The sequence below is a fragment of the Streptomyces sp. NPDC044044 genome (assembly GCF_056434405.1).
The window spans coordinates 161,062-180,710 of sequence record NZ_JBWKFG010000003.1 but is presented as its reverse complement, the minus strand read 5'-3'; the positions used below and the strand labels follow the sequence as shown (position 1 = coordinate 180,710).

The window sequence follows — 19,649 nt, the reverse complement described above, 5'->3', positions numbered from 1 at the left end:
TCCCTTGTACGGAGTTGGCGGGGGCATGACGCTGGATCCCGTTGGAACGGCCCCCCCATGACCGGCGGCGCTCGTCCTCCCACGGGGGAGAGGACGGGCGCCGTCTTCTTGTCCGCGGGGCTCCTGCCCGCCTTCTTGTCCGCGGGGCTCCTGCCCGCCGGGTCAGCGGCCGCCGCCGCCCGGCGTGACGAGGCCCGTCTCGTACGCCACCACCACGGCCTGCGCCCTGCTGTCCAGGTCGAGTTTGGACATCGTCCGGTTGAGGTGGGTCTTGACGGTGGCCTCGCTGATGTAGAGGCGGTCGGCGATGTCCGCGTTGGACAGGCCCGTGGCGATCAGCTTCAGGACCTCGACCTCGCGCAGGGTCAACGCCCGCAGATCCGGGGGTGGTTCGGCGGAGTCACCGGCCGCCCCGGCCCCGGCCTGCCGGGCGAAGGCCTCGACGAGGCGGCAGGTGACGCTGGGCGCGAAGAGCGCGTCGCCGCCGCCGACGGCGGCCACCGCGGCGAGCAGGCGCTCCGGGCCGGAGTCCTTGAGCAGGAATCCCGACGCCCCGGCCCGCAGCGCCCCGTACACGTACTCGTCGAGGTCGAACGTGGTCAGGACCAGGACGCGCGGCGGCGGTTCGGGGGCCTCGGCGAGGATCTTCTCGGTGGCCACGATGCCGCTCATGCCGGGCATCCGGATGTCCATCAGGATCACGTCGGGCCGGGTCGCCGCGGCGAGCTCGACGGCTTCGGCACCGTCGCCCGCCTCGCCCACGACCTCGATGCCGGGCGCGGCGCGCAGCAGCCCCACGAGACCGGCCCGGATGAGGAACTGGTCGTCGACCACGAGCACCCTGGTCATCTAAGTCGCGCCGTCCCCCTGCGATGCGGTCTGCGCGGAGGTCGGCAGAGTCAGGCGCACGGCGAACCCTCCCTCGCTCAGCGGACCGATGCTGATCGTCCCGCCGTAGAGCTTGGCCCGCTCCCTCATCCCAATCAACCCATGACCGCTCCCCGTGACCACTCTGTCCGGAATCACCCCCTCTCCGTCGTTGGTCACCGAGACCGTCACATGGTGCGTCGTGTACCGCAGTTCGACCACCGCTCCGGCCCCTCGCGCGTGCTTCAGCACATTGGTCAGGGCCTCCTGCACCACGCGGTACGCGCAGAGTTCGATCCCGGGTGCGAGCTGCCGCCGCGTCCCCTCGACGCGCAGCTCGACGGCGACTCCCCCGGCCCGCACCCGCTCGACCATCTCGCCCAGCCGCGCGAGGCCGGGCATCGGGGCGTCGGGCGCGCCGTCGCCGTCCTCCCGCGCCCGCAGCACCCGCAGCATGCGGCGCAGCTCCTCAAGCGCCTCGCCGCTGGTGCCGGAGATGGTGGAGAGCGCGGCGTGGGCGGTGGCCGGATCCGAGGCGAAGACGAACTTCGCGAGGCCCGCCTGCACGGATATCACCGACATGTGGTGGGCGACCACGTCGTGCAACTCCCGTGCGATGCGCCCGCGTTCCTCGGCCACCTCGCGCCTGGCCCGCTCGTCCTGCTCGCGCTTGAGCTGCCGGGCCAGTTCGGCGGAGCGGCGCGCGACGTACCCGAACCGCCAGATCACCAGGGGGAATCCGATGGCCTGCCCGACCACGGACGCCATCGCCGCGCCCTCGCTCACCACGCCCGCGTAGATCCAGACGGCGCTCATCAGCGCGGCGCAGGGGACGGAGACGCGGGCGGGCCGCAGGGACGCGACCGTGTAGACCATGAGCATGGGCGCGAAGGTGTTCACGACGGGCCAGTAGCCGACGGTGACGTACCCGATCCACACCAGGTGCACCAGGAGCAGGACCGCGAGCGGCGCCCTGGAGCGGAACACGACCGGCAGATTGACGAGCGCCACCAACGCGTAGCCCAGGGCGTCGAGTTCGGGCCACCTCTGCCGCGCCGACTCCTGCCCGAGGAGTACGGCGACCGTGGTCAGGGCGACCGCGATCGACGTGTCGGCGACGAGGGGGCGGATCCGCATCGCCGCAGCGTAGCCCCGGTGCGGGCGCAGGTACGTCAAACCACCGCGGTACAGCGGAAGTTGTAGGAACCGCGGGCGTACAGCGCAGGGCGTGCCCGAGCCTCAACCCGGCACGGGACGACTCCCCCGCCCCGCCGCCGTAACTTCTTGCCCGGGGCCGCCGGGGCCGTCGTGGGCCACCGGAATACGGCGGCGGCCCGTCCTCCGCGGGGGAGAGGACGGGCCGCCGGCCATGTCGTGCGACCGCCTGTTACGTGGTGATCGTCCGGTGCAGGGTGTCGCCCAGGAACGGGATCTCCAGCCACGGATCGGGCTGCGCCATCATCGCGAGGAGCACGATGGCCACGCCGAGCGCGCCGTACGTGACCATGTCCGTGAAGCGCGAACGCACCGCCAGCATGCCGACGCCGGGCAGCGCCCACCGCATGAAGGCGCCCGCGATCAGCGCGAGGCCGATCAGTATCGTCCCGACGCGGAACACGTCGAAGGCCGTGAGCAGCAGCCCGAGCCCCACCGTCGAGAGCACGCTGAGCAGCGGCCACTGCCGGGCGGGCGCGGGGGCGTCGCCGCCCGCGGCCCTGCCGCCGCCCTCGGGCCGCGCGGTGTCCCGGGTCAGGAGCGGAAAGCGCCGCGTGGTCTTCTTCGGTCCGCCGGGACCGGGGGCGCTGACGGCGCCCTTGGCCTCGGCGTCCTCCAGGGCCTGCGGGGCCTCCACGGTCTCCCGGGCCTCCGGAGCGTCGGCCGGCGATGCCCCTTGCTCAGGTTCTGCGCTCATGGGCTTCACCCTTCCCCGTTCAGCTCGCGACGGCGGACGCGGCGCGCTCGGCGGCCTCGACGACGTTGACGAGCAGCTGGGCGCGCGTCATCGGGCCTACGCCGCCGGGGTTCGGCGAGATCCACCCGGCGACCTCGCCGACGCCCGGGTGCACATCGCCGACGATCTTGCCGGACTCGTCGCGCGAGACGCCGACGTCCAGGATCGCGGCGCCCGGCTTCACGTCCTCGGGCTTGATCAGGTGCGGGACGCCCGCGGCGGCCACGATGATGTCGGCCTTCCTCAGGTGGTAGGCCAGGTCACGGGTGCCGGTGTGGCACTGCGTCACCGTGGCGTTCTCCGAGCGGCGGGTGAGCAGGAGCGGCATCGAGCGGCCGATCGTCACACCGCGGCCGACGACCACGACCTCGGCGCCGTTGATCTCCACGCCGTGCTTGCGGAGCAGCGTGATCACGCCGTTCGGCGTGCAGGGCAGCGGCGCGGGCTCGTTCAGGACGAGGCGGCCGAGGTTCATCGGGTGCAGGCCGTCGGCGTCCTTGTCCGGGTCCATCAGCTCCAGGACGCGGTTCTCGTCGATGCCCTTGGGCAGCGGGAGCTGCACGATGTAGCCGGTGCAGGCCGGGTCCTCGTTTAGCTCGCGGACGACGGCCTCGATCTCGTCCTGCGTCGCCGTGGCGGGCAGCTCGCGCTGGATGGAGGCGATGCCGACCTGCGCGCAGTCGCGGTGCTTCCCGGCGACGTACTTCTGGCTGCCCGGGTCGTCACCGACCAGAACAGTCCCCAGGCCGGGCGTGAAGCCCCTCTCCTTCAGGGCCGCCACGCGGACGGTCAGTTCGGACTTGATCGCGGCTGCGGTGGCCTTGCCATCGAGAATCTGGGCGGTCATGACTCCATCTTCCCGGATGAGACCCGCCCGGTACCAATCAGGGCGCCGTCGCGGCCCGGCTGTGTCCCAGCTGTGTCCCGAGACCTGACCAGCTCTGTTGCACTTGCACAACACATAGGGAATGCGGCTGGACAAATAAGCCTGGCCTAAAGAACGATATGCGGCACAGTGCCGCGGGCAGTGTCGGGGGGACGGACCGCATCTGTAGAACTTTCCTCCGTGATGTGCCGCGTCGTCCCCGCATTACCCGACGGAGGAAGACCGCCATGAGTTACGGCGACCCGAACAACCCTTACGGGCAGCCGCCCCAGCAGCCCCCGGCCGCTCCCGGTTACGGCTATCCCCAGGCCCCGCCCGGTGTCCCGCCGCAGCAGGGCTACGGATACCCGCAGCAGCCGGCCTACCCCGGCTACCCGGGCGGCGGCGGCAACATGATGCAGCAGTCGATGCCGGGTCTCCTGGTCACCGCGCGCGTCTTCCTGTTCCTGATCTCGGCGGTGCAGATCATCCTGGCGATCGTCTACCTCTACCTGGGTGCGATCGCGAGCGACGCCGGTGACAGCGGTGAAGACCTTGGCCTCAGCGGCATGAGCGACGCCGGTGACGCGGTCGCCGGCATCGCGATCATCGCCGCTCTCATAGCGGCCGCTCTCGGGGCCCTGTCCATCACGCTCGGCGTGAAGTTCAGCCGCGGCGGCCAGGGTGTCCGAATCACCACCGTCGTCTATGGCGCGCTGGGCGGGATCGTCGGTCTGATCGGCCTCTTCGTCGGCCTCGACTCCGGTCTCGCGACCGCCATCATCGGCCCGCTGATCTGGGTCACCTTCGCCGTCATCATCACGATCGCCCCGGTCGTGCCGAGCGGCACCGCGTGGTTCAACCGCCCCCGCTACTGAGGCCAGAAACCACCGCGCACCACACGCGATTCACACCCACGGGCCGTGCTCACCCTGTCGAGGGGGGCACGGCCCGTGGGTTCTCGCTCTACTCTGACCACGTCGGGCGTGAGGGGGACAGGCCTTGTACAGCATCATCGTCGTGCCGCCACGGACAGTGGAGCAACGGACAGGGGAACAGCCGCCGGCGAGCGCGGGTCAACTCCGCCTCGCCCCGGGCGAAAGACTCACCTTCGGCAGATCGGCCGAGGCCAACGACCTGCCCATCGACCACGAGGGCGTCTCACGCGCGGCAGGCGAGATCGCCGCGCACGGCGCGTTCTGGATACTGAGCAACCTCAGCGCCCACCAGACGTACGTGGTGGAGAACCCCGAGGGCGCGGGCGAGCACATCAAGGTCGGGCCCGGCCGCCTCGACGCACCGGTCCCCTTCGAGTTCTCCCGGATCGTGCTGCCCGCCGCGGGCGAGCTCCTGCACCTCGAGGTGTGGGCGCCGCGCCACGACTACCTGGGCGGCCGGGACCGCGCGGGGCTCGGCGGCGCGACGACCCGTCCCGCCTTCTCCGTCGACCGCACCAAGCGGTACTTCGCCGTGCTCGCCGCCCTGTGCGAACCGCGCCTGCGCGGCGCCCCGCACGCCCCGCTGCCCACCGTCGAACAGGTCGTGGACCGGCTCAGGCCCGGCTGGCCATCGGCGAACCGTGCCGCCGTGCAGTGGAACATCGACTACCTCGCGGTCAAGCTCCGCCTCAAGCCGGGCCCCGACACGGCCGATTCGGGGCCGCGCCTCAACGGCAAGAAGGAGTCGCTGGTCTCGCTCGCGCTGCGTTTCGATCTCGTACGCGAAGACGATCTCGTCGTCCTGATCCCGCCCCCCGGCGGCGTCGGCCGATGAGTGCGGGCAACGACCCGACGAGCGGCGCGAGCGGTCTCGTCTACGCCGTCTCGGTGCCCAAGGGCTATCGGATCGGCCCGTGGCAGGTGCGCGAGCCGCTGGCGACCGGCAGTTTCGGCAGCGTGTACGCGGCGCGGCGGACCGCGTCCGGCGACCCGGAGCTGCCGAGGCGGGCCGCGCTGAAGTTCCTGCCGACCGGCACGCACACCCCGCGCCAGCTGAACCACCTGCGCGAACTGGCCGAACGCGAGGTCGAGTTGCTGCGCAAGCTCCGCTCCCCGCGCCTGATCCGGATGTACGACGTCCTGACGGTGGACGACCCGGAGCACCCCGCGCTCGACGGCGCCACCGTCCTCGTCCTCGAAGAGGCCGCGGAATCCCTGGACGTACTGCTCGCCCGGTCGCACCGGCCGCAGTCCGGTCCCGCCCTGCTCGCCCAGATCGGCGACGGCCTGCGTCAGCTCCACCACGCGGGCTGGGTGCACGGCGACCTCAAACCGGCCAACGTCCTGCTGATGAAGGACGGTTCGTCCTGCCTGGCGGACTTCAACATGGCGGCGGAACTGGAGGGCACGCACGCGTACACACCCGCCTTCTCCACGCCCGACTACACCCCGCCGGAACTCCTCTGGTCCGAGATCGGCGAGCGCGGACAGCAGATCCGTCCGACCGCCGACATCTGGGCGTACGGCGTCCTGGCCCACCTCGTGCTCACCGGCACCTACCCGCTGCCCGGCGGCACTCCGTCGGCCCGCAGGGACGCCGCCATCCGCTACGCACGCGGCACGGACGAGCTGCGCCTCTCCCCCGAACTCCCGGCGGAATGGCACGCCTTGATCACCGACTGCCTCTCCCGCACCCACGCGGAACGCGCCGCCCACGACGCCCCGTCGGTCCTCCGCCGCGCCGAGGCGGCGGCGGGCGCCGACCGCGCGCCCCGGCTCCCCCGGCGGCCAGGACCCGGCACACGCCGCATCCGCCGCGCGGTCCTGGCCACCGTCGCCGCGGCGGTCACGTTCACCGCACTCGGCTTCGGCCTGAACGCCCTTCTCGACGAGGAAGACCCGGGCACGGCGGCAGGCGGACCCAAGTCCGGCTACGCCCGCTGCGTCGTGGGCTCCGTCTGCGCGTTCTCCGGGAAGGACGGCCAAGGTCAGATGTGCACCTGGGTCGGCGACGACAACAACTGGCTGACGGGCGACGGAAAGTGCGCGTGGACGGCGCGGGAGAGCCCGCAGTCGATCTACAACAACGGCCATGACACCGACATGGGAACGAAGTTCGTCGACGTCGTCTACTTCGCGAAGCCGCGGCTCAAGGGCGAACGCCTCGGCTGCGTCGAGGTGCAGACGAAGCGGAACCTCACCCGGCCGGTCAAGCCGCTCTCCCACCGCTGGATCGAGGGCTGCTGACCCTCTGACGTACGAGGTACCCCGCCCCTCGCACCCCTCCTAATGTCAGTGCCACCACCACGGGGGTGGCACGGAATTCCAGGGGGAAGATTCCATGCGCACAAAGACGCGCACAAAGGCGCACGCAACGACGCGCACTACGACGCGTTCAGCGATGGCGGTCATCGGCACGGCGGGAGTCTGTGCCGCGCTGCTCACCGCACCGGGGCTCGCCCAGGCGGCGCCGCACGACCAGCGGGACGACCAGGTCTCGGCCGCCGCGAAGCCGGCCTTTCAGATGCCCTTTCCGTGCGGGACCAAGTGGCAGCTGAACACCTGGGGCCACAGCCCGGCGATCGACATGGTCGTGAAGGGCAATACGGGCTCGGGCGGCAAGCCCGTCCTCGCGTCGGCGAAGGGCAAGGTGTCCGCCACGTACAAGGACCGCGGCTCCGGGAACACGATCCAGGTGAGCCACGGGGGAGGCTGGTTCACGGCGTACTACCACCTGAAGGACGCGCCCACGAAGTACGTCCAGAAGGGCGACAAGGTCAAGGCGTCCACGAAGATCGGCCGCATCGGCACCAGCGGGAACTCCAGCTGGGCCCATCTGCACTATGAGCAGCGGTACTTGGCGTCCGGGAACTTCACCGACGAGCGCCACCGCAAGGCGGTGCACTTCAACGGGGTCCGCTACACCGGATCCAACAAGGAATGGCCGAGTGTGACCAGTCGCAACTGCGCCGCCTGACCCGAGACACTCTCACCGCATCCCGCACCCCTCATACTCTGGGCCCACGCCGGAACCGGAGTATGGGGGGCGCAGCCATGAGCACCAGTGGCGGTGCGTACGCCGTCGACGTGCCGAAGGGCTATCGCGTCGGGCCCTGGGTCGTGGGTGCGCACCTGGCCAGTGGCGCCTTCGGGAGCGTCTATGCCGCCCGCCGGGCCACGCCCGCCGAGGGGCTGCCCCGGACCGTCGCGCTGAAGTTCCTGCCCACCGGCCTTCGCACCCCGCGCCAGCTGAACCACCTGCGCGAACTGACCGCACGTGAGGTCGAGTTGCTGCGCAAGCTGCGCTCCCCGCGGCTCATCCGGATGTACGACACGCTGACCGTGGACGACCCGGAGCACCCCGCGCTCGACGGCGCCACCGTCCTCGTCCTGGAGAAGGCGGAAGGCTCGCTCGCCGGGCTCCTGGCCGGTCCGCCGCCGGTGAACGGGGCAGCGCTGCTCGCCGAGGTCTGCGCGGGGCTGCATCAGCTGCACCGTGCGGGGTGGGTGCACGGCGACCTCAAACCGGCCAACGTCCTGCTGATGAAGGACGGTTCGGCCCGCCTCGCGGACTTCAACATGGCCGCCGAGCTGGAGGGCACCCACGCGTACACGCCCGCCTTCTCCACGTCCGACTACACCCCGCCCGAGCTGCTCTGGTCGGACATCGGCGAGCGCGGACAGCAGATCCGTCCGACCGCGGACGTCTGGGCCTTCGGCGTCCTGGCCCACCTCGTCCTCACCGGCACCTACCCCCTGCCCGGCGGCACTCCGTCGGCTCGCAGGGATGCCGTCGTGAGATACGCGCGCGGCCTCGACGAGCTGCGCCTCTCCCCCGAACTCCCGCTGGAATGGCGGGAGATCGTCGTCGACTGCCTGGCCCGTACGCACTCCGCGCGGGCCGTGCGGGACACGGAGGCGCTGCTCGGGCGGGTGGAGCGGGCGGCGGGGCTCGCGTCCGTGCGGCGGCTTCCGCGGTGGGCGCGGGTGCGCAGGCCGGGGCGGCCCGTCGTGGTCGGGGCCGGGGCGGTGGTGGCCGCCATGGCGCTCACGGCGGGGCTCGTGGAGGTGCTGCGGGACGACCCCGTCACGTACGGCTATCACCGCTGCCCGAGGCTCTCCGTCTGCTTCTTCAGCGAGAGGTACGGCAATGGGGAGATGTGCGCGTGGGAGAGCGACGACCGCGACTGGCTCGGGAAGGAGGGCCGCACGTGCCCCTGGACGCGCACCAAGAAGGTGCATTCGATCTTCAACAACGGCGACGCGGCCTCGCCGCTCCATGACGTCGCGTACTACGTGGGACGCGACTGGAAGTTCCGGTGGAAGGACCTCTACCGGGACGAACGCGATCCGGTGGGCTGCACGTCCGTCGGCCAGCAGGGCAACCTGACGGGCACGTACGTCGTGCTCTCCCACCGCTGGATCGAGGAGTGCGGAGCCGACCCTCAGAACTCCTAGGTACCGCCCCGCCGTTCACGCCGTCATGGTGTTCACGTGCCGCCAAGGGGGACGGCACGGCAGGGGGGAAGCACCACATGAAGCGCACGCTCAGGCTGGCGTGCACGGCCGCGGCGGCGGTGTCGATGATCGCCGCGGCCGGGTGCGCGGGGCCGTCCACGGGGGATGCGGCGCCACCGGGGACCCGGTCATCGGGGCCCGGCATCGACCTGCCGCTCGCGCTCTGCATGGCCGCGCACGGCCACGACCACACCGACCCGGGCTACGCGGCCCGACTGTCCCGCGAGGCCCGCGTCCGGCACGCCCACACACTGGCCGCCTGCGAAGCGACGGTGGCCGCGCCCTCGGGGGAAGGGCGCGGCCACCGTTCGGCACAGGACTCGGCCCGGCTCAGTGGAAGAAGTGCCGCGTACCCGTGAAGTACATCGTCACGCCCGCCTTCTTCGCGGCCTCGACGACCAGCTCGTCACGGACCGAACCGCCCGGCTGCACCACGGCCTTGACGCCCGCGGCGGTCAGGATCTCCAGGCCGTCGGGGAACGGGAAGAACGCGTCCGAAGCGGCGTACGCACCATGCGCGCGCTCCTCGCCCGCCCGCTCGACGGCGAGCTTCGCGGAGTCGACACGGTTGACCTGACCCATGCCGACGCCGACCGACGCGCCGTCCTTGGCGAGCAGGATCGCGTTGGACTTCACCGCGCGCGACGCCTTCCAGGCGAAGGCCAGCTCGGCGAGCTCGCCCGCGTTGAGGGCGTCGCCCGTGGCGAGCGTCCAGTTGGCGGGGTTGTCGCCGTCGGCCTGGAGGCGGTCGGTGACCTGGAGGAGCGCGCCGCCGTCGATCTGCTTGACCTCGACCGTGTTGGACGGGGCCTGGTGGGCGCGCAGGACGCGGATGTTCTTCTTCTTGGTGAGGGCTTCGAGGGCGCCGTCCTCGTACTCGGGCGCGACGATGACCTCGGTGAAGATGTCGGCGACCTGCTCGGCCATCTCCTTGGAGACCGGGCGGTTGACGGCGATCACGCCGCCGAACGCGGAGAGCGGGTCACAGGCGTGCGCCTTGCGGTGCGCCTCGGCGACGTTCGAACCGATCGCGATGCCGCAGGGGTTGGCGTGCTTGATGATCGCGACGCAGGGGTCGTCGTGGTCGTACGCGGCACGGCGCGCGGCGTCCGTGTCCGTGTAGTTGTTGTACGACATCTCCTTGCCGTGCAGCTGCTCGGCCTCGGCGAGGCCTCCGTTGCCGTCGACGTAGAGGGCCGCGCCCTGGTGCGGGTTCTCGCCGTAGCGCAGGACGTTCTTGCGGGCGTACGCGCTGCCGATGAACTCGGGGAAGGCGGTGCTGTCGGACGCGTAGTCGTCCGCGAACCAGGAGGCGACCGCGAGGTCGTACTCGGCGGTGTGGCGGAACGCTTCGGCGGCGAGGCGCTTGCGGGCGGTCAGGTCGAACCCGCCGTCACGGACGGCGGCGAGCACGTCGGCGTACCGGGAGGGGCTCGTGATGACCGACACCGAGGGGTGGTTCTTGGCGGCGGCGCGGACCATCGAGGGGCCGCCGATGTCGATCTGCTCGACGCACTCGTCGGGCGTCGCGCCCGAGGCGACGGTCGCCTTGAAGGGGTAGAGGTTCACGACGACCAGCTGGAACGGCTCGATGCCGAGGTCGGCGAGCTGCCGCTGGTGGTCATCGAGGCGCAGGTCGGCGAGGATCCCGGCGTGCACGCGCGGGTGCAGCGTCTTGACCCGGCCGTCCAGGCACTCGGGGAAGCCGGTGAGCTCCTCGACCTTGGTGACGGGCACCCCGGTGGCGGCGATCTTCGCGGCGGTCGAACCGGTCGAGACGAGCTCGACGCCGGCCTCGTGCAGCCCGCGCGCGAGCTCCTCGAGCCCGGTCTTGTCATAGACGCTGATGAGCGCGCGCTTGATCGGGCGCTGCGAACCGTGCGTACCTTCGGCGGTCACGGGATAAGTACCTTTCGTCCCTCAATGCGGTAGCCGTTGCGGGCCAGACGCCCCACGACATCGACGAGCAGCCTTCGCTCGACTTCCTTGATGCGCTCGTGCAGAGCGCTCTCGTCGTCCTCATCCCCGACCGGGACCACGCCCTGGGCGATGATCGGGCCGGTGTCGACGCCGTCGTCGACGAAGTGGACGGTGCATCCCGTGACCTTCGCGCCGTACGCGAGCGCGTCGCGCACACCGTGGGCCCCGGGGAAGCTGGGCAGCAGGGCGGGGTGCGTATTGACGAACCGACCGCCGAACCGTGCGAGGAATCGCTTCCCCACGATCTTCATGAACCCGGCCGACACGACCAGATCGGGCTCGTACGAGGCGGTCGCCTCGGCCAGCGCCGCGTCCCACTCGTCGCGCGTCGCGTGGTCCTTCACCCGGCAGACGAAGGTGGGAATCCCGGCGCTCTCGGCACGTTCGAGCCCCGCGATGCCGTCGCGGTCCGCGCCGACGGCGACGATCTCGGCGCCGTAGCCCGATGTCCCGTCCGTCGCGATCTTGTCGAGCAGAGCCTGCAGATTCGTGCCTGATCCGGAGACCAGCACGACGAGGCGCTTGGCCACAGGGCTCTTGGCCACAGCGGGGCCCTTTCTCGGGAGGTGCGTCGTCTTTGTAGGGTCGTACAAAGGCTTCGCACCCCGCGATACGGGGAACTCTACGAAGCGGCCGACCGTCAGCAACGATACCGGCACACGGTGCGGCCCCTCACGGGACGGGGGCGCGGCCGGAAGGTAGCGTCTGCACCAGGACGTCACAGCGACGTCACACCGTCCAGAAGCTCGCTCAACCAAGGGGAAGACGCACACCTGATGCCGGACCGTAGCCTCCGCCTCCCGCTGTCCTTCGCGTTCGGGTTGACGCACGGAGGGGAGCGCGGCTCGACGCTGCTGCGCGACGGCCGCCCGTCGTCCCCGCCGCAGGACTCCCAGGACTCCGGGGGCTCGGGCAGCTCCGACTCTTCCGGGGGCTCCGGGAAGAAGGACGACAACCCCTTCGCGCCGCCGCCGGAGGGGACCCCGGACCAGCCGTGGCGGCCCCGCCCCGGCAACGGCGGCGACGGCGGCGACGCCCAGGGCCAGTCCCCCTGGGGCAGCCAGTGGAGCGACCGGCAGCCCGGCCGCTCCCAGGGCGGCGGCTTCGGCGAGCGGCCCGGCCAGCAGGGCCCCGACGGCCCGTCCGGCTCCGGGTCCGGGCCCGGCAACGGCATGCGCTGGGACCCGACCGACCCGGCCCAGCGCCGCGCTCGGTACGCCCTGCTCTCCGGCATGTGGGCCTTCTTCTTCGCGCTCTTCGGCTGGCGGTACGTGGCCCTGCTCCTGGGCGCGCTCGCGCTGCACTGGGGCATCAGCTCGCTGCGGGCGAAGCCGAAGCAGCCGGACCCGACGGCGCCCGCCACGCAGCGGCCCGCGGCGGACCCCGCCAGCACGAAGCCGCAGACCACGGCGGCGATCAGCGGCTTGGTGACGGCTTCGCTCGCGCTGGCGATGGTGGCGGCGACGTTCGCCGCGCAGCTGGTGTACCGCGACTACTACACGTGCGTGAGCGACGCCCTCACGAGCCAGTCGAAGCAGGAGTGCAACGACCTCCTGCCGAAGCAGTTGCGCCCGCTCCTGGGCGAGCGGGACTGATTCCTGGCGGGGGGGGGAGGGTTGGCGGGGACCTGACCTCGCCTTTCCCCTCCGCTTGGCGAGCGGCACTCCCCCCGCCCCCTCAAGCCCCCGGCGGCCGCTCCTCCCCGTTCGCGTCCCGCAAGGCGGACCAGCGGGCCTCCCGGGCCGCGTCGTCATGCCAGTCCGCCCCGCCCCAGTCCTCCGCCCCGCCCACCGCAGGTGCCCGCGGCAGGAAGTCGTACGGCTCGAACGGCTCCGCGACCGGCGGGGCTGCTTCCGGAGGAGAAGGCGGGCTGTGGCGGCGGCGAGGGATCCGCGGAAGCCGCAGGCGAGGGGCGCGCAGCTGAAGCTGCGGGATGCGCGGCCTCGGCAGCCGGGGCCTCGGCAGCCGCAACCGCAACCGCAGCCACGTCCAGCGCGGCGCAACCGCCCGGCGGGTCCGGAGCCGCCAGGCCCGCACCAGCAGCGCCCCCGGCACCCCCACCACCCCGGTCCACCCCACCGCCGCAGCCCCCGCCTGCCACCACACGGGCCCGAAGTCGGCCAGGACGGCCACCCCCATCGGACCGCCCGCCAGCTCGGCGAGCCCCGCCAGCGCCGCCCCGCACAGCACCGCCGCCGCCCCCGCGACCAGCGCCGTACGCCCCCGTGACCACGCCTCGCCCCGCTCCCCGAAGGCAGGCGCCGCGGCCCCCGCCGCGAACCACGCCACCGCGATCCCCGCCCCCAGCGGCACCGCACCCGCCGCCCACGTCAACGGCGACCCAGGCCCTTCCGCCGGCACCGCCGCGAGCAGCGGAAACGCCGGCAGCATCGGCCCCGTACTCACGGCGAGCGGCCCCGCCACGCTCCTCGTGCCCAGCGCGAAGCCGGGGCCGAGGCCGTACGCCGCGCCCCACACCGCCGCGTTCGGCACCAGCGCCACGGCGAGCAGCAGCACCGCGAAGCGGCCCGACCACACGTCCGTGACCTGCGCGAACGATGCCCTCGCAAGGCCGCCGTGCAGCGCGAGGGAGATCCCGGCCAGCAGCGCTCCCCCGCCGACGAGCACCAGCGTCCCGGCCGCCGCGGCCCGCGTGACGGCGCGGACGTATCGGCGTACGAAGAAGGGACGTACCCCTGCGGGCAGCGCGCGAAGGCCCGCTCGCAGCACTCCAGGAAGCGGTCCCTGGGGCCGCCCCAGGGCCGTCCAGACCCCCACCGCCGCCGCACCCCCCACGAGCACCGGCACGTGCACGGCCGCGCTCGGCCACGACGGCCGCAGCTCGCCCCCGGCCGCGTACAGCGTCGCGGCGGCGCCGACCAGCAGATAGCCGCCGACCACCCCGCACCACGCGGTCCGCGGCGCCATCCCCCGCTCCTCGGGATCCGCCGCGTCCCGCGCCGCCCGGTGCGCGAGCCAGCCCGGGAGCACCATCAGGAGCATGGGCGTGACGCCGAGCGGGGCAGGCGTCCCGGAGAGCGTGTCCGTCCTGACCAGCTCCGCGCCGTGGGCGATCAGCCACACCGAGGCCGCGACATGCAGCGCCCCACTGGGCCCGCTGTCCGGATAGGGCGAGCTGATCCAGAGGATCATCACCAGGACGGCACACGAGCCGAGCCCGAGCCCTGCCGCGACAGCCCCTCCGAACAGGCACGTCGCCAGTCCGGGTGAGCGGTCGCGGGCCCGCTCGATCAGCGGTTTGAGGGGCGGCAACGGTGAGCTGCGGTCGGTGATTTGAGTCACGGCGCCATGCTCCCAACGACACGCGCTTTCTCCTCGTAACAGGCGAATACCGGATGTGTCGCACAAGATACGTTTATGTACTTTTTCGTACGACGGATCAGCCGCGCCCGGCTCCCCGCCGCACGAAGGCCCACGGCCCCCGGCGCGGAGAGTCCGACATGACCCAGAGCCCTGCCACCCCGTTGCCGTCCCCCAAGGAACGCCGACGTCTGCGCGAGGCGAAGTCCCTGAGCCAGGCCGATGTCGCCGCGCGGGTGGGCGTCGCCCGGGAGACGGTCCGCTCCTGGGAGTCGGGCCGCTCGACGCCACGCGGCCGCCGGCGCGAGTCCTACGCGAAGCTGCTCGCCGAGATCTCGAACGAACAGACCGTGAAGGAGAAGCGCTCCGTACGGCGCCCCAGCTGGGCAAAGGACCCGGAGTCGGCCGTGGACGCCAAGGACGCCAAGGACGACAAGTCCCCCGCGCGCATCCCGGTGGGCGCGGCGATGAACGGCCATGTCCGCCCGCTCGAGCCAAGGGTGCGGGACGCGGCGCCGGCGGCGGCTGCAGCTGCGGCGACGGCGACCGCCAACGTCCAGGCCGAGCCGGAGCCGGAGCTCGCGCCCGCCGAGTCAGCCGCCGGCCCGACCCCAGCCGAAGCCTTCGACGCGCTCTGCACGACGTGCGCCCCCGGCCTCGTACGCCAGACCTACCTCCTCACCGGCCGCCGCACCCTCGCCCAGGAATCCGTGGAGCGCGCCTTCCAGCTCGCCTGGCAGCGCTGGCCCGAGGTCGCCGTCGACCGCGACCCGGCGGGCTGGGTGCGCGCGGCGGCGTACGAGTACGCGATGTCCCCCTGGCACCGCCTGCGCCCCACCCACCGGCAGCCGGACGCCCCGCCCGCCACGGCGGCCGACCGGACCTTCCTCACCGTCCTGATGAGCCTGCCGCCCGCGCAGCGCCGCACCCTCCTGCTCTACGACGGCGTCGGGCTCGACCTGCCCGAGACCGCGGCCGAGACGGAGGCGAGCACGCCCGCGGCGGCCAACCGCCTCCTGCGCGCACGCGAGGCGATCGCCGAGCGGCTGCCCGAGCAGGCGGCGACCCCCGAAGCCCTGCACCAGCGCCTCGGCGAGCTCTGCGCCGCGGAGAAACTGCAACCCCCGAACGCGGGCCGGGTCCGCACCGGAAGCGAACACCGCGCCCGCTTCTGGACCCGCGCGGCGATCGCCTTCACGGCATTGATCGTCGGCGCCACGGCCCTGACGCTGCGCACGGCCCCCACCCACTACGAGCCGCCCCAGTCCCCGGGCAAGGCCATCAGCGGCGTACCGCCGAGGATGGGTCCGGGCCACCTGACGTACGAGGACCAGATCCTCCACAAGAAGCTCCGCCAGGACCTGTCGAGCGGCCCGGAAAGGCTGACACCGGATCTCCGTTAGGGGGCGCCCCGCCCCGTCAGGGGCGCGCCCATGACGGGTGCGAGGAACGGCGCGACCGGCCACAGTCGGCCCGCGGACGACCGGCCACAGTCGGCCCGCGGACGACCAGCCGCAGTCAGCCCGCGGACAGAGAAAAGTGGGCCCGCACCTCATGCGAGGTGCGGGCCCACTTTTCGGACGTTCAGGCAACCTCAGCCCGCGAGGATCGCTCGCGCGAGCTTGGCCGTCTCGGTCGGCGTCTTGCCGACCTTGACGCCCGCGGCCTCAAGGGCCTCCTTCTTGGCCTGCGCGGTGCCGGAGGAGCCGGAGACGATGGCGCCGGCGTGGCCCATGGTCTTGCCCTCGGGCGCCGTGAAGCCGGCGACGTAGCCGACGACCGGCTTCGTCACGTTGGCCTTGATGTAGTCGGCCGCACGCTCCTCGGCGTCGCCGCCGATCTCGCCGATCATCACGATCAGGTCGGTCTCGGGGTCGGCCTCGAACGCCTCGAGGGCGTCGATGTGCGTCGTGCCGATGACCGGGTCGCCACCGATGCCGACGGCCGAGGAGAAGCCGATGTCACGGAGCTCGTACATCATCTGGTACGTCAGCGTGCCGGACTTCGAGACCAGGCCGATGCGGCCCGGCTTCGTGATGTCGCCCGGGATGATGCCGGCGTTCGACTGACCCGGGGTGATGAGACCGGGGCAGTTCGGGCCGATGATGCGGGTCTTGTTGCCCTTCGACTTCGCGTACGCCCAGAAGGCGGCGGAGTCGTGGACGGCGATGCCCTCGGTGATGACGACGGCGAGGGGGATCTCGGCGTCGATCGCCTCGACGACGGCGGCCTTGGAGAAGGCCGGCGGCACGAAGAGGACGGAGACGTTGGCGCCCGTCTTCTCCATCGCCTCGGCGACGGTGCCGAAGACCGGTACCTCGGTGCCGTCGAAGTCGACGGACGTGCCGGCCTTGCGCGGGTTCACGCCGCCGACGATGTTCGTGCCGTCGCCCAGCATGAGCTTGGTGTGCTTCATGCCCGTGGCACCGGTCATGCCCTGGACGATGACCTTGCTGTCCTTGGTCAGGAAGATAGCCATGGTGTTCTGACCTGGTCCCTTACTTCGCAGCCGCGAGCTCGGCGGCCTTGTCGGCCGCGCCGTCCATGGTGTCCACGCGCTGCACGAGCGGGTGGTTGGCGTCCGACAGGATCTTGCGACCCAGTTCGGCGTTGTTGCCGTCGAGACGCACGACCAGCGGCTTGGTGACTTCCTCGCCCTTGGACTTGAGGAGCTCGAGCGCCTGGACGATGCCGTTGGCGACCTCGTCGCACGCGGTGATGCCACCGAAGACGTTGACGAAGACGGACTTGACGTCCGGGTCGCCGAGGATGATCTCCAGGCCGTTCGCCATGACCTCGGCCGAAGCGCCGCCACCGATGTCGAGGAAGTTGGCCGGCTTCACGTTGCTGTGGTTCTCACCGGCGTACGCGACGACGTCGAGGGTGCTCATGACGAGACCCGCGCCGTTGCCGATGATGCCGACCTCGCCGTCCAGCTTGACGTAGTTGAGGTTCTTGGCCTTGGCAGCAGCCTCGAGCGGGTTGGCTGCGTCCTTGTCCTCGAGCGCCTCGTGGTCGGCCTGGCGGAAGTCGGCGTTCTCGTCGAGCGAGACCTTGCCGTCAAGGGCCAGGATGCGGCCGTCCTTGGTCTTCACCAGCGGGTTGACCTCGACGAGGAGCGCGTCCTCGGCGACGAAGGTGTCCCACAGGGTCACCATCGCCTCGGCGACGCCCTCGGCCACCTCGGCCGGGAACTTCGCCTGGGCCACGATCTCGCGGGCCTTCTCGATGTTCACGCCTTCGACGGCGTTGACGGGGACCTTCGCGAGGGCCTCGGGAGTCTTCTCCGCGACCTCCTCGATGTCCATGCCGCCCTGCACCGAGGCCATGGCCAGGAAGGTGCGGTTGGTGCGGTCGAGGAGGTACGAGACGTAGTACTCCGCCTCGATCTCCGGGGACAGCTCGGCGATCATCACCTTGTGGACCGTGTGGCCCTTGATGTCCATTCCGAGGATGTCCGTCGCGCGAGCGACTGCCTCGTCGGGGTTGTCGGCCAGCTTCACGCCGCCGGCCTTGCCGCGGCCACCGACCTTCACCTGTGCCTTGACGACCGACTTGCCGCCCAGCTTCTCGGTGGCCTCGCGCGCCGCCTCAGGCGTGTCGATGACTTCACCGGCCAGCACCGGTACACCGTGCTTGGCGAAGAGGTCCCTCGCCTGGTACTCGAACAGGTCCACGCGCGTCCGTCCCTTTTCCGTGATCTCGCTGCGATCTCGCTGCTTTGTGGTCAGCTGTCTGCGTGGGCGTGCCGCGGAGGGCAACGTGACTGCGCTGTCACAAGGGAGGCGTAGGACGGAGTCCGGTACGCGGCATGTCCGTCTCGCAGGTTATCGCCGTGGGCCGTAGGTCCCTAAATCGCAGATCACATTTGGGCGGTGATGACTGTCACAGATCGCGGATCCGCACATGGGAAGGGCGGCCCCTGTGGTGACAGGGACCGCCCATTTGCTCCTGTTACGACTGATGCAGCTGCAGTTTCAGCTACGGCTCGTGCCGCCGCACGGCTGTGGCTGTAGGTGTCGGTGTCGGTGTAGAGCTGCAGGTGTAGAGGTGCAGGTGCTGGTGTAGGTGTGTCGCTCCGCTGTCAGACGGCGTACGTCGCGTTGTACGCCTGCTCGTACGTCGGCAGGTAGTCCGGGGTGACCGAGCCGGCCACGCCTTGGACGCCCGAGACGGCGTTGCCCGCGAGGGACTGCGCGTCGGGGGCGACGGTGCCGGTCAGGTCCTGCGCGAACGGCGAGACCTGGCCGACGACGCCACCGGCGAACGGGTGGACATCACCCGTGACGCCGTACGCGAGCTCGCCCGCGCTGCCGCCGACGCCCCGCACGACGGGCCGCACCTGGTCGGTGACGGTCTGCACGAGCGGCGAGACCGAGCCGACGACTCCGCCCGCGAACGGCTGCACGTCGTCGCCGACGACACCCTGCGCGAACGGCGGGACCTCGCCGACGACCCCGCCGGCGAACGGCGTCACGTCTCCGACCACGCCCTGCGCCAGGTAGGAGACGTCACCCACGGCCTGCCCGGCGACCGGCACGACGCCGTCGATTGCGGTGGCCGCGACGGGCGGCAGCACGGCCGTGGCCGTCTCGTCGACGATCGGGGCGGCGGTCGTCGTGGCGGTACGCGTCGTGTCCGTGGCCGTCTGCGTCGCGGTCGCCGGGGCCTTCGCCGCGGCGGCTTCGACCTCCGGGGCGAAGGCGGAGAGCGGGCCGAAGAGGTAGTCGACGGAGTCTTCGGGGGTGGTCACGTCGGGGGTGGTCACGTCGGGGGTGGTCACGTCGGGGGTGGTCACGTCCGGCTTGCTGACGTCCGGCTTGCTGACCGCGGGGGCCTTGACGTCCGTGGTGTCGACGGCGGGGGCGGTGGCCTTGTGAGCGGCGGCCTTCGCCTCGGTGACGGTGGACTTCGCGTCCGCGACGGTGGACTTCGCCTTGCCCTGGACGTCGGTGACGTCGCCGGTGATGTCACCGGTGACGTCAGCGACCGCGTCGGACGCGTTGTCCGGCAGGGCCACGGAGTGCTGCGGCAGCTCGTCCGCGCTGGCCACGGCGGAACCGAGCGCCCAGGCGCCCGTGACACCGGCGGCTATGACGATGGAACGACGGATGTTCTTGTTCATGCGTGCTTCAGATCCTTCGAACTCTGGCTGTGAATCCGACCCGGATACGTCCGGTCGGCGGGCAGACCTTTGCCACCCCCGCGC

General features: G+C 71.6%; 18 protein-coding genes. 8 read left to right on the top strand and 10 right to left on the bottom strand.

What is annotated here, in order from left to right; genetic code table 11:
* Nucleotides 1-162 precede the first annotated feature (162 nt).
* The 4 genes from AC07AG_RS11735 to AC07AG_RS11720 form a co-directional block, all read right to left on the bottom strand.
* Nucleotides 163-849 carry a response regulator gene (locus AC07AG_RS11735; RefSeq protein ID WP_478754230.1) on the bottom strand — a complete coding sequence of 229 codons (687 nt, stop codon included), beginning with the start codon at nt 847-849 and terminating at the stop codon, nt 163-165.
* Entirely contained in the window at nt 850-2,004 is a 1,155-nt protein-coding gene (locus AC07AG_RS11730) for a sensor histidine kinase (protein ID WP_478754228.1), read from the bottom strand. It lies immediately after the preceding gene.
* 250 nt (nt 2,005-2,254) lie between these two features.
* Nucleotides 2,255-2,779: a DUF3017 domain-containing protein gene (locus AC07AG_RS11725; protein ID WP_478754226.1), complete on the bottom strand. Its 525-nt coding sequence runs from the start codon at nt 2,777-2,779 to the stop codon at nt 2,255-2,257.
* Nucleotides 2,780-2,798: 19 nt separating this feature from the next.
* The gene (locus AC07AG_RS11720) at nt 2,799-3,665 is read right to left on the bottom strand and encodes a bifunctional methylenetetrahydrofolate dehydrogenase/methenyltetrahydrofolate cyclohydrolase (protein WP_478754225.1); all 867 of its coding nucleotides are present in this window, start codon (nt 3,663-3,665) and stop codon (nt 2,799-2,801) included.
* A 266-nt stretch (nt 3,666-3,931) separates the two neighbouring features.
* Here AC07AG_RS11720 and AC07AG_RS11715 point away from each other — a divergent pair, with 266 nt between their 5' ends.
* The 6 genes from AC07AG_RS11715 (at nt 3,932) to AC07AG_RS11690 (ending at nt 9,498) form a co-directional block, all read left to right on the top strand.
* Entirely contained in the window at nt 3,932-4,561 is a 630-nt protein-coding gene (locus tag AC07AG_RS11715; RefSeq protein ID WP_478754223.1) for a hypothetical protein, read from the top strand.
* Nucleotides 4,562-4,685: 124 nt separating this feature from the next.
* Nucleotides 4,686-5,456: an FHA domain-containing protein gene (locus tag AC07AG_RS11710; RefSeq protein WP_478754221.1), complete on the top strand. Its 771-nt coding sequence runs from the start codon at nt 4,686-4,688 to the stop codon at nt 5,454-5,456.
* Nucleotides 5,453-6,868, top strand: coding sequence for a protein kinase domain-containing protein (locus AC07AG_RS11705; RefSeq protein WP_478754219.1), 1,416 nt, complete (start codon nt 5,453-5,455; stop codon nt 6,866-6,868). Before AC07AG_RS11710 ends, AC07AG_RS11705 begins: the two co-directional genes overlap by 4 nt.
* Before the next feature lie 94 nt (nt 6,869-6,962).
* On the top strand, nt 6,963-7,598 hold the full coding sequence (locus AC07AG_RS11700; RefSeq protein ID WP_478754218.1) for a M23 family metallopeptidase: 636 nt from the start codon (nt 6,963-6,965) through the stop codon (nt 7,596-7,598).
* Between the two features lie 77 nt (nt 7,599-7,675).
* Nucleotides 7,676-9,079, top strand: coding sequence for a protein kinase domain-containing protein (locus tag AC07AG_RS11695; RefSeq protein ID WP_478754216.1), 1,404 nt, complete (start codon nt 7,676-7,678; stop codon nt 9,077-9,079).
* Between the two features lie 77 nt (nt 9,080-9,156).
* A complete protein-coding gene (locus AC07AG_RS11690) occupies nt 9,157-9,498 on the top strand; it encodes a hypothetical protein (protein ID WP_478754214.1) in 342 nt (113 codons plus the stop codon).
* Here AC07AG_RS11690 and purH read toward each other — a convergent pair.
* Both purH and purN read right to left on the bottom strand, forming a co-directional pair.
* Nucleotides 9,470-11,038 (bottom strand): bifunctional phosphoribosylaminoimidazolecarboxamide formyltransferase/IMP cyclohydrolase, encoded by a 1,569-nt coding sequence (purH, locus tag AC07AG_RS11685; RefSeq protein ID WP_478754212.1) that lies wholly within the window; start codon nt 11,036-11,038, stop codon nt 9,470-9,472. The genes AC07AG_RS11690 and purH overlap by 29 nt on opposite strands.
* Complete coding sequence (gene purN / locus AC07AG_RS11680; RefSeq protein ID WP_478754210.1) at nt 11,035-11,664, bottom strand: phosphoribosylglycinamide formyltransferase; 630 nt, start codon at nt 11,662-11,664, stop codon at nt 11,035-11,037. The genes purH and purN overlap by 4 nt, the downstream gene beginning before the upstream one ends.
* A 231-nt stretch (nt 11,665-11,895) precedes the next feature.
* Here purN and AC07AG_RS11675 point away from each other — a divergent pair, with 231 nt between their 5' ends.
* Entirely contained in the window at nt 11,896-12,714 is an 819-nt protein-coding gene (locus AC07AG_RS11675; RefSeq protein WP_478754208.1) for a hypothetical protein, read from the top strand.
* A gap of 82 nt (nt 12,715-12,796) precedes the next feature.
* On the opposite strand, the gene AC07AG_RS11670 is transcribed toward AC07AG_RS11675, so the two are convergent.
* Nucleotides 12,797-14,422, bottom strand: a complete 1,626-nt coding sequence (locus AC07AG_RS11670) for a cell division protein PerM (protein ID WP_478754206.1) — start codon at nt 14,420-14,422, stop codon at nt 12,797-12,799.
* A gap of 158 nt (nt 14,423-14,580) precedes the next feature.
* Between AC07AG_RS11670 and AC07AG_RS11665 the strand changes: the two genes are divergently transcribed.
* Complete coding sequence (locus tag AC07AG_RS11665; protein ID WP_478754204.1) at nt 14,581-15,843, top strand: sigma factor-like helix-turn-helix DNA-binding protein; 1,263 nt, start codon at nt 14,581-14,583, stop codon at nt 15,841-15,843.
* Nucleotides 15,844-16,034: 191 nt separating this feature from the next.
* Here the strand turns inward: AC07AG_RS11665 and sucD are convergent, their stop codons facing one another.
* The 3 genes from sucD to AC07AG_RS11650 form a co-directional block, all read right to left on the bottom strand.
* Entirely contained in the window at nt 16,035-16,919 is an 885-nt protein-coding gene (gene sucD, locus AC07AG_RS11660) for a succinate--CoA ligase subunit alpha (protein ID WP_361053741.1), read from the bottom strand.
* Between the two features lie 19 nt (nt 16,920-16,938).
* A complete protein-coding gene (gene sucC, locus AC07AG_RS11655; RefSeq protein ID WP_361053738.1) occupies nt 16,939-18,117 on the bottom strand; it encodes an ADP-forming succinate--CoA ligase subunit beta in 1,179 nt (392 codons plus the stop codon).
* A 407-nt stretch (nt 18,118-18,524) separates the two neighbouring features.
* Nucleotides 18,525-19,565 carry a hypothetical protein gene (locus AC07AG_RS11650; protein ID WP_478754202.1) on the bottom strand — a complete coding sequence of 347 codons (1,041 nt, stop codon included), beginning with the start codon at nt 19,563-19,565 and terminating at the stop codon, nt 18,525-18,527.
* Nucleotides 19,566-19,649: the final 84 nt, after the last annotated feature.